Genomic DNA, 16,675 nt, shown 5'->3' on the forward strand with positions numbered 1-16,675 from the left:
GCAGGCGATGACGGCAGCGACGCGATGGGGATCGCGTCGTTGCCGTCGTGCAGGATCGTCGCGCCGTTGCACGCAGGCGTCAGGCCACGTTCGACGACAGCGCTGCGGCCGCGATGGCGGATGCCGGCACTCGCACTCGGCGCGCTGCTGCTGATCGGCTGCACGCCGCGTCCGCCCGGGGCGCCCGCAATCGCGCAGACCGCACAGCTGGAACGCGTGGTGGCTGTCTTCCGGCACGGCGTGCGCGCACCGCTGCAAGGCGAAGCCGCTGCCGCGCACTATGCCGACGCGCCATGGCCGCAATGGTCCACACCGGCCAGCCTGCTGACGCCACACGGGCGCATCGGTGTGCAGCTGAGCGGCGACTATCTGCGTCAATGGCTGGCGCAGCAGGGCGTGTTGCCGCGTAGCGGATGCCCGGCAGCAGGCAGCGTGTCGGTCTGGGCCAATACCGATCAGCGCACCATCGACAGCGGCGCCTTGCTGGCCGAGGCGCTGGCACCAGGCTGCGGGATCGTCGCCGGACATCGCCAGGCCGGCAGCAACGATCCGTTGTTCCGCCCGATCGAAGCCGGCGCGGTGCCGTTCGATGGCACGGCGGCGGTTGCGGCGATCGAAAAGCAAACCGGTGGCCCCGCCGCATTGCTGCGAGGGCACGCAGCCGAGTTGCAGGCAATGCAGCAGATCCTGGGTTGCACGCGCACCCCCTGCGACTTCGCGCAGATGCCGTCCACGCTGGCACCGTCGGCCAACGGGCGCGGCCTGGCCCTGGGTGGGCCGATCGACCTGACCTCCGGCACCGGCGAGGTATTGCTGCTGCAATACGCCGAAGGCCTGCCGCTGTCGCAGGTCGGCTGGGGCCGCGCCACACCCGAGCGGCTGGCGCAGGTCTCGCGCCTGCACGCCTTGTTGTTCGACATCTACGCGCGCCCGCATTACATGGCCTCACGTTCGGGCGCACCGCTGGCGCGCGAAGTGCTGCAGCGCTTCGGCGATATGCAGGCGCCAAAGGTCTCGGTCTTCGTTGGCAGCGATACGCATATCGCTGCCTTGAGCGGTTTGCTGGGCGTGCACTTTCATCTCCCCGGCTACGGTGCCGACGATCCGCCGCCGGGCGGCGCGTTGCTGCTGGAGCTATGGCGCGAACCGAATGGGCAGCAGGTGGTGCATGCGCGGTATCTTGCGCAATCGCTGGATCAACTGCGGACGCTGGCGCCATTGGATCTAGCGCACCCGCCGTTGCAGCAGGAACTGGCCTTGGGTCTATGCACAGGCGAGCAACGGATGGCGTGCCCGTTGAAGGCGTTCGCTCAGGCGTTGGAGCAACAGTTGCAACGTGAGCCTTGAACGCAATGCCGGGGCTGCGATGTGCAGGCACCTTCAGCTCATCGAAGCATCCGCATGGAACCGATGGAACAAGATCCAGGCCACGACCAGTCAACCGAAGGCCGCTTTTCTCTCAGTTGCCGACGATGATCGGTGGTGCTTGCGCGCGTACCGGTGTGGGACCTTGAGCGGCATGGACGCCGCGCCAGAGCCTACATGGACGTACTTGCGGCGTGTCCCACGCTGGTACGCGTGCAAGCGGCCGCAGTAGACCGAAGCAGTCGCATGAAAACGCCAGATGTCGTGCGCAAGATCGATCGATGTGCGGAGTTGGTCGGCAGCGCGGCGCCGCATCCGGCATCGGGACACGCCGTAAATCCGTCCCTGGAGGCTCGGTGGCAGCGTCCATGCCGCCACACGGCCCCACCCCCGGACGCGGCACTGCGCTCCCATCGTTGCCACTGCTGATCGGCAGGCGATGCTTCCCACGCAAGCCTTGATGACGGTACGCATTCCGCCAAAACGCAGATGGGCCGCATCAGCGGCCCATCTGCACTTCTTGCCAGTTTCACTCCCGCAGGAGCAGCTGGCTTACTTCAGCTTGGCGTCGGCGCGCAGGGCGTCGGCACGGTCGGTCTTTTCCCACGAGAACGCGGTGGCGGTGTGCTGCGCGCCGGTTGCGTCGGTGTAGGAGAAGTCCTTCGGCTTGCGGCCGAAGTGGCCGTAGGACGCGGTCTGCTGATACATCGGGTGGATCAGGTCGAGCATCTGGATGATGCCGAACGGACGCAGGTCGAAATGCTTGCGGATCAGCTTTTCGATCTGCTCGTCGGCGATCTTGCCGGTGCCGAAGGTGGTGACCGAAATCGAGGTCGGCTCGGCCACGCCGATGGCGTAGGAGACCTGCACTTCGCAACGGTCGGCCAGGCCGGCAGCCACCACGTTCTTGGCCACATAGCGCGCGGCGTAGGCTGCCGAGCGATCGACCTTGGACGGATCCTTGCCGGAGAACGCACCGCCACCGTGACGCGCCCAGCCGCCGTAGGTGTCGACGATGATCTTGCGGCCGGTCAGGCCGCAATCGCCCACCGGCCCGCCGATCACGAACTTGCCGGTCGGGTTGATGTGGAACTTGGTGCCCTTGTGCAGCCACTTGGCCGGCAGCACCGGCTTGAGGATTTCCTCGCGCACGGCCTCGACCAGATCCTTCTGCTTGATGCCCGGATCGTGCTGGGTCGACAGCACCACCGCGTCGATCGCGGTCGCAACGCCGTCTTCGTAGCGCAGGGTGACCTGCGACTTGGCGTCCGGACGCAGCCACGACAGCGCCGAGTTCTTCTTCTTGCGGATCTTGGCCTGCTGCTCGACCAGGCGGTGCGCCAGATGGATCGCGGCCGGCATGTGGCTGTCGGTCTCGTTGGTCGCGTAACCAAACATCAGGCCCTGGTCGCCGGCGCCCTGCTGTTCCGGGTTCTTGCGATCCACGCCCTGGTTGATGTCCGGCGACTGCTTGCCGATCAGGTTGAGCACGCCACAGGTCTCGCCGTCGAAGCCGACGTCGGAGCTGTTGTAGCCGATGTCCAGAATGACCTTGCGGGTCAGCGCTTCCAGGTCGATCCAGGCACTGGTGGTCACTTCGCCGGCAACGATCGCCACGCCCGTCTTGACCATCGTCTCGCACGCCACGCGGGCGCGCTTGTCCTGGGCCAGGATGGCATCCAGCACTGCGTCGGAGATCTGGTCGGCGATCTTGTCCGGATGGCCTTCGGAGACCGATTCGGAGGTGAACAGGTAGCTGGACATCAGGCTTATATCCCTTGATTCGGATGAAAAGATGGGTGCGGATGATACACCGTCCGACAACCCTGTGCATTGTGCGCCTGAACAGCCCGCTGTGGCGTTAAACCCGTGTCGTGGCGGGGGTTTGCACGGTCATCCGGGTGTCGTCAGCTTGCCATGCAGCGGTCGTACTGAACTGTCAGCATGCGCGCGTGCCTGGCGGCATGGCTGCGTGCAGCCACGCCGCTGGAGGGGAATGAGCCATATCGTCGGACAGCGTGCCGGGGCGAGGGGCGCATGGCTGCCATGGCGACCACGAGCCGGGATGCGCGCGTCCGATTGCAGTGCTACGCCGCGGCTTGCTGCGGGGCGCATCTGTGTCAGCGCGCTGCCGATGCCTGCGGGCGGCGCACGCAGCCTGCCTGCGCAGCGCCCGATCGCGGTCGACATTTTTTGCCCTGGAGATGTCCGCATGCACGTGTCCACATTGCACCCTCCCGTCCGCGCCCTGTTCCTGTCCGACCTGCACCTGGGCTCGCGGCACTGCCATGCCGCCGAGATCGCCGCGTTCATCGGCCGCCAGCGTTGCCAGACCCTGTATCTGGTCGGCGACATCATCGACCTGTGGTGGATGTCGCAGCGGCGCGCGGTCTGGGATGCGGCGCATCAGCAGGTGATCGCCGCCCTGCATGCGCAGGCCAGGCGCGGCACCGAGATCATCTACGTGCCCGGCAACCACGACCGTGCCATCCGCCGCTTCTGTGGTCTGGTAATGCCGGCCATGCAGGTGCGCCGACGCAGCGTCCACACCTTGCTGGACGGGCGCCGGCTGCTGGTCACCCACGGCGACGATTACGACGCGCAAACCCATTTCGGCGGCTTGCAGGAACGATTTGGCGACTGGCTCTATTACCGCATCCTCACCGGCAATCAGCTGACCAATCGTCTGCGGCGGCGCCTGGGCATGCGCTACTGGTCGCTGGCCGAGTTTCTCAAGCGCCGCAGCGGTGCGGCCGAGCGCTACATCGGCCGCTTCGTGGCGGCCGGCCTGGCCGATGTGGTGCGTCGCGATCTGGACGGCATCGTCTGCGGGCACATCCATCGCGCCGCACTGCGCATGCAGGCCGGCCATCTCTACGCCAACACCGGCGACTGGGTGGAGAGCCTGACGGCGCTGCGCGAAACGCAGTCCGGCGCACTGCAACTGGTCAACCATCACGGCGACGTGCTGGCCGAGCTGGCGCCGCAACCTCATGCCGCGCAGCAGCGCGCGGCGTGAGGTTGGCCAGGCGCAGCAGCTGCCGGCAGACCGCAGCTGCCGGTATGTGCCATCGGACGTGCGCGGCGTGCAGCGTTCGCTGTCCTGGTGCAAGGACTGCGGACGGCGGCTGCAGCGCCGTTTTCGACCGCGAGCCGCAGCGCGATGCGAGCACTGCGGCTACTGGCTGACTGCCGGCCGGCCGGAACGCACGTGATGGCACTGGACGATGCCCGTCCTGCTAGCATCGGCCGATGGATTCATTGACCCAGATCGTTCTTGGTGGCGCCGTCGCTGCCGCCATCGCACCGGCCGGACAGCGCCGTGCAGCCCTGTTGGCCGGCGCCGCACTGGGCACCTTGCCCGATCTCGATGCGCTGGTATTGCTGCCGCTGACCGACGATCCGGTCACGCTGATGACGGTGCATCGCAGCGCCAGCCATTCGTTGTTCGTGCTGCCGTTGCTGGGCTGGCTGATCTGGTGGATGTTTCGCCGTTACGGCAACGGGCGCGTGGCCACTGCGCCCAAGCGCTGGTTCTGGGCGATCCAGCTGGCCTTGATCACGCATCCGCTGCTGGATGCCTTCACCGTCTACGGGACCCAGCTGTGGTGGCCGCTGCAGCCGCATCCGGCAATGTGGTCGAGCGTCTTCATCATCGACCCGGCCTACACGCTATGGCTGTTGCTGGCCTGCGCGGTGGCATGGTTTGCGCGCGCGCGGCCGCTCGCGCAGCACGCGCTGGTGATCGGGCTGGCGCTCAGCTCCGCCTATCTGGGCTGGTCGTTGCTGGCCAAGCACCTGGTCGACCAGGAAGCGGACCGTGCACTGGCCGCGCTCGGCTTGAAGGATGCGCCGCGTTTCTCGGTGCCGATGCCGCTCAACACCTTGCTGTGGCGCGTGGTGGCGATGACGCCCAACGGTTATGTGATCGGCGAACGCTCGCTGGTGGCCGACAAGGGCCCGATGCAGTTTCGCGGCTATTCCAGCAACACCCAGGCCCTGGGCGAGGTGGCCGGTTTCGACGCGGTGCGCCGGTTGACCTGGTTCAATCGCGGTTTCATGCGCGCACGCCTGGTCGATGACGAGCTGATGCTCAGCGACCTGCGCATGGGTCTGGAGCCGGACTACAACTTCAACTTCGTGGTGGCCCACCGTCAAGACGGGCAGTGGCAGCCGATTACGCCGCGACAGATCCAGGCCGCCTACCGCGCGCCAGTGGCGCGCGATCAAATTGGTGAGGTACTGGCGCAGATGTGGCGCCGTATCTGGCACGAGCCCGCCGGCACGGTGCTGACCGGCGATCTGGAACACGCCACCACGCCTGCTCCGGCAGCTCGGTAGGCCTGCTTGGCGGGGGCGCTCGGCAACGCGGACGTAGTAAGCCCGAGCAGCCCGCTGGCTCAATACACTGTCGCGCGCGCCTGCACGAACGAGTAGAAGAACACCGCGTTCGGGTCGCTGTGCACCTGCGCCAGTTCGCGGCGCATGCCATCCACGGTGTCTGCGTTCACCGCACCGGCCTCGCGCAACTGGTCGGCCGCCGACAGCAGCACTTCTTCCCAGAACCCGATCATGGTCTTGCGCCGGCCCGGCTCGCGGTTGTCCAGATGCAGCGTCTTGATCTCGGTGTGCACATCGCGAAAGCCGCCGGCCAGCAGCAGGTTGCCCAGCTTGGCGCCGACGAACGGGTCGCCACCCTGGTCGTGCTGGAAATCGTTGAAGGCCATCCAGTAGCGCCACAGATTGGGCGAATACGGATGCAGCAGGAACGAGGCGTTCATCACCTCGGTGACATACACCGGCGAGCCCGGCAGCAGCACACGCCGCACCTCGTTGAGCACGCGCGCAGGCGAGGGCACATGCTCCAGCACCCAGCACAGGAACGCCGCATCGAACTGACGCGCCTCGAACGGCAGATCGCTGGCATCGGCCTGCTGTAGCGTGTAGCGCTCGCGGCACCATGCCAGCCGTTCCAGATTGGCGCGTGCCGCGCCCAACTGCGCCTCGCTCAGATCCACGCCGGTGACGTGCAGGTCGGGAAAGCGGCGCAGCAGGATTTCGGTTTGCGCGCCCACGCCGCTGCCCACTTCCAGCAGCCGGCGTGCGCCGCTGTAGTCGATCTGGTTGAACAGCGTGGCTTCCAGCAGGCGCGCCTGTTTGAGCAGGCGTGCCTGTTCGGTAGACGAAAACCCATGCAGATAGGTCGGGGTGTCGCTTGGTGCGGTCATGGCTGCAGCTCCAACAACGCAGGAAAACTCAGGCGGCAACCGACAACGCTGGCGGCACACCGGCGATCAAGGCGTCGAAATACGCGCGGGTCAGTTCCAGCTGCGCTTCCGGCGTTTCGGCGCGATTGACCACTGCACGGAAGTCGGCGCTCTGCGGGTGATTCTTGGCGTACCAGCCCAGATGCTTGCGCGCGATGCGCACGCCCTGCGGCTGCCCGTAGAACGCATGCAGCGCTTCCAGATGGCCGAGCAGGGTATCGCGCACGAACGCCAACGACGGCGGCGGCAACAGCTCGCCGGTGGACAGATAATGCGCCACCTCGCCGAAGATCCACGGGCGCCCCTGCGCGGCACGCCCGATCATCACCGCATCCACGCCGGTCTCGCGCAGCACCTGCGCCGCCTTCTGCGGCGAGTCGATATCGCCATTGGCGATCACCGGAATCTGCAGCGCCGCCTTGATCTGCGCAATCGTGGCGTACTCGGCAGTGCCGGTGTAATGCTGATCGCGGGTACGCCCGTGCACGGCCAGCGCGGCGATCCCGCAGTCCTGCGCGATGCGCGCGATGGTCGGGCCGTTGCGGTGATCGCAGTCCCATCCGGTGCGGATCTTCAGGGTCACCGGCACATCCACCGCCTGCACCACCGCGCTGAGGATGCGTGCCACCAGGTCCTCGTCGCGCATCAGCGCCGAGCCGGCCCAGGCATTGCAGACCTTCTTGGCTGGGCAGCCCATGTTGATGTCGATCAGCTGCGCACCGTGGTCGACGTTGTAGCGCGCCGCCTCGGCCAGTTGCTGCGGCTCGGTGCCGGCAATCTGCACGCTGACCGGATCCGGCTCGCCGGCATGATCCATGCGGTGCAGCGATTTGCGCGTGCCCCAGAAGCGCGGGTCGGAGATGGTCATCTCCGACACCGCCAGCCCGGCGCCCAGCCGCTTGCACAGCAGCCGGAACGGCTTGTCGGTGACGCCAGCCATCGGGGCCAGGATCACTTTCGGGTCGATGGAGTAGGGGCCGATCTGCATGGTGGCATTGTAGCTGGGTGGGGATTCGGGATTCGGGAATCGGGAATCGGGAATCGGGAATCGGGAATCGGGAATCGGGAAAGCAGTTCCGGCCTTCGGTCTTGTGCGGTTGCTGTGTGGGTCAGGTGACCAGTAGAGCGAGGGCAGCGGCGAGATTGCTGGCTGACCGTACCCTCACCCCAACTCCTCTCCCGTCGGGAGACGGTGTCGCGTCAGCGCCGGATGAGCGTACGGGTGCCCGACGCGGCATCACGCCGGGTCCTGCCGCCCAGACTGCTATCCGATGAAGAAGATCGAAGCTCCGGCGCAGCGGGTCTGGCGGCGTCCGTCGATGGACAGGCCTCGACATGCCGTTCGCGGATCGAAGCAGTCTCCTGTGTATGCCGACGCCTTGAACGCAAAAGGCGACCGCATCGCTGCGGTCGCCTTCGTTGTTTGCTTGAAGCGTGCGGATCACACGGCCGGTTCGGGCACCATGCGCGGCATCGAGGTGGCGGCGCCTTCCACTTCGGTGGAGCGCGCGGCGTAGCGGGTGGCAAAACGCACGTGGGTGACGAAGCTGGCAGTCGGCGCCTGCGCCAGCGAGGCTACCAGCGCGCCATTGAAGGCGTCGCCGGCGCCGGTAGTGTCCACCGTCTGCGCGCTTTCCGCGCCCACGCGGTAATGCGCGGCCGTGTCGCCGCGCAGCTGTTCTTCCGCATGCGAGATGAAGGCGCCCACCGATCCCAGCGTCACCACCACGGTACCGCCCGGCAGCAGCTTGCGGCACAGCGAATGCAGCGTGTTGCCGTCCAGCGCCGCCACATCGTCGGCATTGATGCGTTCGCCGACGTGGCGGCCGAGCAGGGCCGCAAATTCGGTTTCGTTGGGCGTCAGCACGTCCGACAGCTTGAGCAGGCCGATCGAGGTCGGCGCATTGGCCGGTGCGGCGTTGAGCACGGTCAGCACGCCGCATTCGCGTGCCAGCGCCAGCGCCGATTCGATGGTCTCCGCCGGCGATTCCAGCTGCGCCAGCAACACGCCGGACGAGGCCACCAGCGCGCGCTGGTTGTCCACAAACGCTGCGCTCAGCACCGAGTTGGCACCGGCGCCGATCACGATGGTGTTGCGGCCGTGCGCGTCGACATAGATACCGCCGGTACCGGTCGGCTCATTGCTGGGCTCGGCGATCAACGCAAAGCCGTCGTGCGCAGCCAGCGAGCGCGCCAGCGCGCCGCCGGCGTCGTCGCCCAGCGCGCACAGGAAGTGCGTCCTGGCACCGGCACGTGCGGCCGCGACCGCCTGGTTGAAGCCCTTGCCACCCGGGCCGGTGCTGTAGCGACCGGCGATGGTGGCACCCGGCGCAGGCAGGACATCACAGCGCCACACGTGATCGACATTGAAGGACCCGACAACGACGACCGAACTCATAAATACCCTTGACTTGAATGACTGAATGAAACGTGGCGTGCGGCGATTAGACCGTCACGCCGATGAACCCGCGCCGCCTCAACCGAAATGCGAGAGCACGCCGGCAATGGTAGCGGTCATGAACGTGGCGATCGAACCGCCCAGCACTGCGCGCAGGCCGAATTTGGCCAGATCGTGACGGCGTTCCGGTGCCAGCCCGCCGATGCCACCGATCTGGATCGCAATCGAGCTGAAGTTGGCAAAGCCGCACAGCGCATACGTGGCAATCAGCCGACCTTCCGCGCTCAGGCCAACGCCCGGCACTTCGCCCTTTACGATACGCGACAGCTCGCTGTAGGCGACGAACTCGTTGATCACCACCTTCTGCCCGATCAGCGAACCGACCGTGGTCGCGTCCACCCACGGGGTGCCGATCACCCAGGCGATCGGCGCCAGCACGTAGCCGAAGATCGTCGACAGGTTGGTCGGCCGGCCCAGCAGTGCGGCGGCGCCGGTGATCTCGCCCAGCCAGGTCAGCGGTGCGTTGATCAAGGCGATCAGCGCAATGAAGGCCAGCAGCATCGCGCCGATGTTGAGCGCCAGCCGCAAGCCATCGCCGGCGCCGGCTGCCGCCGCATCGATGACGTTGCTGGTGGTCTTTTCCACTTCCATCTTGACCGTGCCGCGGGTCAGCGGGGTGCCGGTTTCCGGCACCAGCAGCTTGGCCACCACCAGGGTGGCGGGCGCGGCCATGATGCTGGCAGCGAGCAGATGCTTGGCATAGAACGCCTGCTGCACGGGGTCGCTGCCGCCGAGCATGCCGACGTAGGCGGCCAGCACGCCGCCGGCGATATGCGCCATGCCGCCGATCATCATCGTCAGCAGCTCGGACTGGGTCATTTTGGGGATGTACGGACGCACCGTCAGCGGCGCTTCGGTCTGGCCGATGAACACGCTGGCGCACACGCTGGTGGTTTCCGCACCGGACACGCGCATCACCTTGGTGATTGCCCACGCCATCGCGCGGACCACCACCTGCATTACGCCCAGGTGGTAGAGCACGCCCATCAGCGCCGAGAAGAAGATGATGGTGGGCAGCACCTGGAACGCGAAGATGAAGCCGTAGCTGTCGATGTTCATCAGGTTGCCGAAAATGAAGGTGGACCCCTCATTGACGAAGCTCAGCACCTTGACGAAGCCCTTGCCCAGCGAGTCGAACACGTCGCGTCCGCCCGGCACCAGCAGCACCAGCGCGGCGAACGAAATCTGCAGCGCCAGACCGGTGGCGACCAGCCTCCAGTCAATCGCGCGGCGGTTGCTCGAAAACAGCCAGGTGATGCCGATGAGCACCGCCAGACCGAACAGGCCGAAACCGATCCTTCCCAAACCTTCGACCATTCCAATCCCCGGGGCTGCTGACGGCAAAACGAGAAGCCTAGAGCAGGGGGTGACCGTGGGCAAGGCGAGCAGCATTCAGGGCCCGCCCGTTGGCCCGCAGGCGAGCCGGGGCGGGCGCGGGCAGTTGCCTGCGCGCGGGCGGGCGAGCCGCGCTTGCGCAAGGTCATTGATCGGGGGGCGTCGATTCGCTGCCGAGCGTCGCCCGCAAAGACCGCGCCCCGAAGCACGGTCAGCCGACCGGATGCCGCTTTTCCCGTCAGCCGTCGACAAAACCCGTGGTGCTTGCGCGCGTACCGGCGAGGGACCTTGAGCGGCATGGATGCCGCGCCAGAGCCTACATGGACGTACTTGCGGCGTGTCCCACGCCGGTACGCGTGCAAGCGCCCTCGGTAGACCGGAGCTTGCACTGAGAACCTGAAGATCTCATGCGCGTGGTTGGTCGGCGGCGCGGCGCCGCATCCGGCGTCGGGACACGCCGTGAATCCGTCCCTGGAGGCTCGGTGGCGGCATCCATGCCGCCACACGGTCCCGCCCCCGGACGCGACACCACGCTCCCAGCATTGCCACTGCTGATCGGCAAGCAATGCGTCAAGCACGTGTTGATCTCTGCGGACTCCGTGGCCGCTGTGATCGGTAAGCGATCCATCTGGCGTCACGCGCCAGGAATGGACGCTAGGAAGAACGTGCAGCTCATCTGGCTGTTCGCACTTCTTTCCGGAACCGATAGAACCGGTGGTACCTGCGCGTGCCGGCATGGGACCTTGAGCGGCATCGATGCCGCGCAACCCTGTCGCCCCGGCAGCACCACGTCCTACACTGCGCACGCCGATCCGGGGCAGGGCGCCGCGGAGGTTGTTGGAGTCTGCCAATGCAATACCGTCGTCTGGGGTCCACCGGGCTGCAGCTGTCGGCCCTGTCGTTCGGGGCCTGGGTCACCTTCGGCAAGCAGATCGGGCGCAGCGAAGCGCGCAACCTGATTGCCGCCGCCTGGGACAACGGCATCAATTTCTTCGATAACGCCGAGGTATACGCACGCGGCCGCGCCGAAGAGGTGATGGGCGATGTGATCGCCGACCTGCGCCTGCCGCGCGATGGTTACTGCGTGTCGAGCAAGGTGTTCTTCGGCGCGGTGGACAGCCCGCGCCCGACCCAGCGCGGACTCTCGCGCAAGCACGTCACTGACGCCTGCCATGCCGCGCTCAAGCGCCTGCGCGTGGACTATCTGGACCTGTACTTCTGCCACCGGCCCGATCCGGACACGCCGATCCGCGAAACTGTGCGCAGCATGGATGCCCTGATCCGCCAGGGCAAAGTGTTGTACTGGGGCACCTCCGAGTGGAGCGCCGAGCAGTTGCGCGAGGCCATCAGCATCGCCGAGCAGGAACACCTGCACGCTCCGGCGATGGAGCAACCGCAGTACAACCTGCTGCACCGCGACCGGCTGGAGCGCGAATACGCGCCGCTGTGCGAGGGCGGGCTGGGCACCACGATCTGGTCGCCGCTGGCCTCGGGCCTGCTGACCGGTAAGTACAACGCCGGCGTGGACGCGGACAGCCGCCTCGGCCAGCCGGGCAATCAGTGGCTGCAGGACGAAGTGCTGGGCACACCGGAAGCGCGCCGCCTGGAACGCACCCGCGCCTTCTGTGCGTTGGCCGCCGAGCTGGGCCAGTCGCCCGCACGCCTGGCGATCGCCTGGTGCCTGCGCAACCCGCACGTGTCCACGGTGATCCTGGGGGCCAGCCGGGTCGCGCAGCTGGAAGAAAATCTCGGCGCGCTGGAGACCCTGACCCAGGTCGATGCCGACGGGTGGGCACGGGTGGAGGGGGCGACGCGCTGAGGAGTGCCCTGTGCCGTGCATGCGTGCGGGACAGTCGACTGCGCTGCGTTGGTTTGTTGGTTCTCAACGCGAATAAGAGGTTGCACCTGGCAGGTCGTGCACGCCAGCCAAATCCATGCATCGCAAGGTGCTGCCGTCCGCTCAGTCCTCGCGCTTGCCCAGCGTAGTCCTCACCACCGATGTGATCAGCAAGGCCACGAACTGTGCACGGAAAACCCCAATCAGAAATCGCGGCTGAATCTTTTCAATAGGATTGGTGAATCGAAATCGCCTGACCCATGCAAAGGTCGTGTCAAGAAGATGAGAATGGCTCTTGATCATTAAATGAGAATGGTTATTATTTGTCTGGCCAACCGACTGGAGATCCAGATCATGACCGCTCATCCCGTGCTGCTCCGCTCCGAACCGGTCAACCTGCGCGACCGCGCTGCTCCGCGCGCCGTCCCCGCAGAAGACCTCATCAGCAGCGAGGCGCTGCTCAAAGGCCGTCGCGAAGTGCTGATCCAGCATGGCGACCGCGTCTATCGCCTGCGCCACACCAGCAACGACAAGCTCATCCTGACCAAGTAAGTTTTTACCCTCCGATTCCGCGCAGTGGCGCCCGGGATCGGGTTGTCTGCCGCGGGCGTTGCCGCCGTCGTCCGCGCATCCCACGCTCTTTCCCGGCGGCCGGTCGCGGCCTAGTCTGCAGCACACGCTGCCGGGAACTTCCCTCAAAGGTTCCCGATGATTCGCCTGCATCCGCTGGTGGTCGCGCTGTCGCTTGCGCTGCCCGCTCTTCCGTTGAGTGCCCACGCTGCCGACCTTGCCGCCAATGGTGACGCCGCGCGTGAGGTCCACGACTTCGACCGGTTGCAGGTGACCGCCACGCGCACCCAGCGTGCCCTGGTCGATGTGCCGAGCACCGTGGATGTGATCGATCGCGAACAACTGGACAACCAACTGGTGCGCGAGCTCAAGGATCTGTTCCGCTACACGCCCGGCGTGTCGGTGACCAGCACCAGCGGCCGCTTCACCGGCGCCAACGGCATCCGCATCCGCGGGCTGGACGGCAACCGTGTGGCGATCCTGGTCGACAACGTGCCGGTGTCGGACACCTTCAGTTTCGGCAGCTACCTCAACGCCAATCGCAACTTCGTCGATCTGGAAACGCTCAAGCGCGTCGAAGTGGTGCGCGGGCCGGCCAGCTCCCTGTACGGCTCCGACGCGCTGGGCGGCGTGGTGGCTTTCGTCACCAAGGATCCATCCGATTACCTGAGCGCCGACAAGCACAGTTATGTCGGCCTCAAGTTCGGCTATGAAGGCGACTGGAACGGCCTGTTCGCCGGTGCCACCGGCGCGTTCGGCGGCGAGCGCTGGAGCGGCATGGTGGCTGTCAGCCATCGCCAGGGCCAGGAGGCACAGAACCAGGGCGACAACCGCAGCCGCGATTTCACCCGCACCGCGGCCAACCCGCAGCGCATCGATGGCCGCAGCGTGCTCGCCAAGTTGGTCTACGCGCCCAGCGCGCAGCAGCGCTTCAAGCTCACCGTGGAAGGCAACGAAGACTACGGCAGCATCGAGGCGTTGACCGGCATCGACCCGCGCGTGACCACGCCATCGCTGCGCATCCTGTCGCAGGACGGACGCGACCATCAGACCCGCGCGCGCGTTTCGCTGCGCCACGAGCTGGATGCATTGGATTGGGCACTGGCCGACGACCTGCAGTGGCAGCTGTATCGCCAGGACAGCGAGAGCCTGCAGCGTACCGACGAGCTACGCGGCAACAACACCCGCCGTCATAACGAACACAACTTCGATCAGCGCGTGTACGGCCTGCTGGTCAACGCGCACAAGACCATCGACACCGGCACGCTCAGCCACGACATCACCTATGGCCTGGACGGCACCTGGACCGACACCCGCGCCAAGCGCGATGGCTACTCGGTCAATCTGGCCAATGGCGAAATCACCAACCGCGTCGGTCAGGACGTGTTCCCGGTGCGCGATTTTCCCAAGAGCGAGACCACCAAGCTCGGGCTGTATGCGCAGGACGAGATCCGCCTGTTCGATGGCCAGCTGTCGCTGACGCCCGGGGTGCGCGTGGATTACTTCCGGCTGTCGCCGCAGGTGGACGACATCTTCCGCGAAGACAATCCCGGCGTTGCCGCCGAGACCATCTACGAGACCCAGGTGTCTCCCAAGTTCGGTGTGGTGTGGCGGTTTTCGGACGCGTGGTCGGCGTATGCCAATTACGCGCACGGCTTCCGCGCGCCGCCGTACAACGACGTCAACATCGGCTTCACCAATCTGCAGGCGCGCTACACCGCCATCGCCAATCCGGATCTGAAATCGGAGACCAGCCGCGGTGGCGAACTCGGGCTGCGTTTCAATGATGCAGTCGGCTATCTGGGTGTCAGCGTGTACTACACCGACTACCGCAACTTCATCGAATCGTATGCGCCGGCCGGCTTCAATGCCGAAGGGCTGATGCTGTTCCAGTCGCGCAACGTGGACGATGTGGTGATCAAGGGTGCCGAAGCGCGCGGCGGAATCGATCTGGGCGCGCTGGCCGGCTGGCAGGGTTGGTCGCTCAATAGCGCCGTAGCGTATGCGGAAGGCGACAATCTCACCGACAACACCCCGCTCAACTCGGTCGACCCGCTGCGCGGCACGCTCGGCGTGGCCTTCGACAGCGATGCCTGGGGCGCGGAACTGATCGGCACCTTCGTCGCGCGCAAGCGTCGCCCGCAGCTGGACAGCTATTACACCCCGGCCGGCTACGCCACGCTGGACCTGTTGGGGCATTGGGAGTTCGCACCCGGTGCCAAGGTCACTGCAGGCATCTTCAATCTCGCCGACCGCCGCTATGTGGACTGGAATGCGCTGCCCAACGGCACGCTGGCCAGCAGCACGGTGATCGATCGCTTCACCGGCGCCGGGCGCACCGCCTCGGTCAGCCTGGCGGTGAGCTGGTAGCGGCCATGCCCATCGCCCGCCCGCTGCCGTCGTTGCCGCATGCACGTGCCACCCGCGCCGCGCTGCCGCGTCCGCAGCAGTTGGCGGCGTTGGGCACGGTGCTGTGCCTGTACCGGCCCGCATTGGGCAACGAACTGGATGGCTGGCAGCACGCGGTGGATGCGGCGGCGTGCCGGCAGGTCGACAGCGATGGCGTGCGCGAGAGCATCTGGTTCTTTGATGCCGAGGGGCAGTGCTGCTGGCGCATCTGCCTGCTGCCTGACAGCGATTTCCTGATCTGGGATCGCCTGGTCTCGCGGCTGCCGCCGTTGCCGATGGAAAACCATGAGCTGGGCGTCGGCGAGCGGCTGTGGCGTCGTCTGGCCGGGCGCATGCGTGGGGAGGCGTGGCGCTTGAGCGCGCTGCGCCTGCAGGCCGCCGCCACCCGCGAGCAGCCGTTTGTCGCCAGCCTGGCGACCGTGTCGGCGCTGGGTGCGGAGGTTGCCGCACGCCTGGCGCGCGAAGAGGGCATCGACGGCCGCGTGGCGGTGGACGATTGCTGCTGCGCGCGCGCTGCCGCCTTGCGCACGGCCTCCGCCATATCCAGCAACAACAACCCATCCGACATGACCACGTCGCTGGTGCGCCTGCGCCGCTGACGTCTCCCACCACTCCCGAGAGTTCCGATGAGCCGAACGTTTTCCCGTTGTATCGCACTGACGCTGAGCCTGTTGCCGTTGATTGCCGCCGCCGACGCCCAGCGCGATCGGCAGAGCATCCTGGCGATGCAGGGCGAATACGCAGTGGACTTTGCCTTCGACGAGACGGTGTTGCTCAAGCCCGGTTACGAGCGTGCATCGGCCATGCGCAGCGGCGCCAGCGAAGTGGTGATCGTGGTGGAGGATTCACCGCGCAAGCTGGTGTTGCAGCATCTGCTGGTCGACGAGAAGAGCAGGCACGTGACCAAGCATTGGCGGCAGGACTGGATCTACGAGGCGCCGCAGCGTTTCGAATTCAGCGCCGATCAGACCTGGACGGTGCATGCGCTGCCGCCGGCAGTCACCACCGGCGCCTGGACCCAGTGCGTCTACGAGGTCAGCGACGCGCCACGCTATTGCGGCACCGGTCGCTGGGACTATGCCGACGGCCATCCCACCTGGACCAGCGACCTGAGCTGGCGCCCGTTGCCGCGCCGCGAGTACACCAAGCGCAGCGATTACAACGCGCTCGCGGTGATCAATCGCCACACGCTCACGCCCAACGGCTGGACCCACGAACAGTTCAACACCAAGGTGCTGCGCAAGCCCGACGGCAGCCAGGAAGCGATCGCGCGCGAGTTCGGTTTCAACGATTACCGCAAGACCACCGAGGTCGACTTCGCCCCGGCCTATGCGTACTGGAAGGGCACCCAGGGCTACTGGGTCAAGGTGCGCACGCGCTGGGCAAGGTTCCTCGATACGCCACCCGGCCTGCATCTGAAGACCAAGCCGGACG

The 16,675-nt window shown here is 66.4% G+C and carries 13 protein-coding genes; 8 read left to right on the forward strand and 5 right to left on the reverse strand.

Annotation, left to right across the window (positions count from 1 at the left end):
• Nucleotides 1-24 precede the first annotated feature (24 nt).
• A complete protein-coding gene (locus tag ABQ137_RS04565; RefSeq protein WP_503021187.1) occupies nt 25-1,347 on the forward strand; it encodes a histidine-type phosphatase in 1,323 nt (440 codons plus the stop codon).
• 570 nt (nt 1,348-1,917) lie between these two features.
• Here ABQ137_RS04565 and metK read toward each other — a convergent pair.
• A complete protein-coding gene (metK, locus tag ABQ137_RS04570; protein ID WP_024938312.1) occupies nt 1,918-3,129 on the reverse strand; it encodes a methionine adenosyltransferase in 1,212 nt (403 codons plus the stop codon).
• A 448-nt stretch (nt 3,130-3,577) separates the two neighbouring features.
• Between metK and ABQ137_RS04575 the strand changes: the two genes are divergently transcribed.
• A complete protein-coding gene (locus ABQ137_RS04575) occupies nt 3,578-4,384 on the forward strand; it encodes a UDP-2,3-diacylglucosamine diphosphatase (protein WP_047129583.1) in 807 nt (268 codons plus the stop codon).
• A 233-nt stretch (nt 4,385-4,617) separates the two neighbouring features.
• Entirely contained in the window at nt 4,618-5,706 is a 1,089-nt protein-coding gene (locus ABQ137_RS04580; RefSeq protein WP_054591386.1) for a metal-dependent hydrolase, read from the forward strand.
• A 59-nt stretch (nt 5,707-5,765) separates the two neighbouring features.
• Here ABQ137_RS04580 and ABQ137_RS04585 read toward each other — a convergent pair whose 3' ends face one another.
• The 4 genes from ABQ137_RS04585 to ABQ137_RS04600 all read right to left on the reverse strand — a co-directional run bounded on the left by ABQ137_RS04585 (nt 5,766) and on the right by ABQ137_RS04600 (nt 10,407).
• A complete protein-coding gene (locus ABQ137_RS04585) occupies nt 5,766-6,593 on the reverse strand; it encodes a class I SAM-dependent methyltransferase (RefSeq protein ID WP_024938309.1) in 828 nt (275 codons plus the stop codon).
• A gap of 28 nt (nt 6,594-6,621) precedes the next feature.
• A complete protein-coding gene (dusB, locus tag ABQ137_RS04590; protein WP_349781348.1) occupies nt 6,622-7,620 on the reverse strand; it encodes a tRNA dihydrouridine synthase DusB in 999 nt (332 codons plus the stop codon).
• Nucleotides 7,621-8,073: 453 nt separating this feature from the next.
• Nucleotides 8,074-9,030 carry a ribokinase gene (locus tag ABQ137_RS04595; RefSeq protein ID WP_046345734.1) on the reverse strand — a complete coding sequence of 319 codons (957 nt, stop codon included), beginning with the start codon at nt 9,028-9,030 and terminating at the stop codon, nt 8,074-8,076.
• A gap of 78 nt (nt 9,031-9,108) precedes the next feature.
• The gene (locus ABQ137_RS04600) at nt 9,109-10,407 is read right to left on the reverse strand and encodes a NupC/NupG family nucleoside CNT transporter (RefSeq protein ID WP_054591385.1); all 1,299 of its coding nucleotides are present in this window, start codon (nt 10,405-10,407) and stop codon (nt 9,109-9,111) included.
• A gap of 868 nt (nt 10,408-11,275) precedes the next feature.
• Between ABQ137_RS04600 and ABQ137_RS04605 the strand changes: the two genes are divergently transcribed.
• The 5 genes from ABQ137_RS04605 to ABQ137_RS04625 all read left to right on the forward strand — a co-directional run.
• Entirely contained in the window at nt 11,276-12,244 is a 969-nt protein-coding gene (locus ABQ137_RS04605; RefSeq protein ID WP_349781351.1) for a potassium channel beta subunit family protein, read from the forward strand.
• A gap of 330 nt (nt 12,245-12,574) precedes the next feature.
• Nucleotides 12,575-12,814: a hemin uptake protein HemP gene (gene hemP, locus ABQ137_RS04610; RefSeq protein ID WP_024938306.1), complete on the forward strand. Its 240-nt coding sequence runs from the start codon at nt 12,575-12,577 to the stop codon at nt 12,812-12,814.
• A 156-nt stretch (nt 12,815-12,970) separates the two neighbouring features.
• On the forward strand, nt 12,971-15,202 hold the full coding sequence (locus ABQ137_RS04615) for a TonB-dependent hemoglobin/transferrin/lactoferrin family receptor (RefSeq protein WP_349781353.1): 2,232 nt from the start codon (nt 12,971-12,973) through the stop codon (nt 15,200-15,202).
• Between the two features lie 5 nt (nt 15,203-15,207).
• The gene (locus ABQ137_RS04620) at nt 15,208-15,840 is read left to right on the forward strand and encodes a Hemin transport protein (protein WP_349781355.1); all 633 of its coding nucleotides are present in this window, start codon (nt 15,208-15,210) and stop codon (nt 15,838-15,840) included.
• A gap of 27 nt (nt 15,841-15,867) precedes the next feature.
• On the forward strand, nt 15,868-16,675 hold an 808-nt coding region (locus ABQ137_RS04625; protein WP_349781357.1), incomplete at its 3' end, for a DUF6607 family protein.

Source organism: Xanthomonas sp. WHRI 8393, assembly GCF_040203315.1.
Taxonomy (GTDB): domain Bacteria; phylum Pseudomonadota; class Gammaproteobacteria; order Xanthomonadales; family Xanthomonadaceae; genus Xanthomonas; species Xanthomonas arboricola.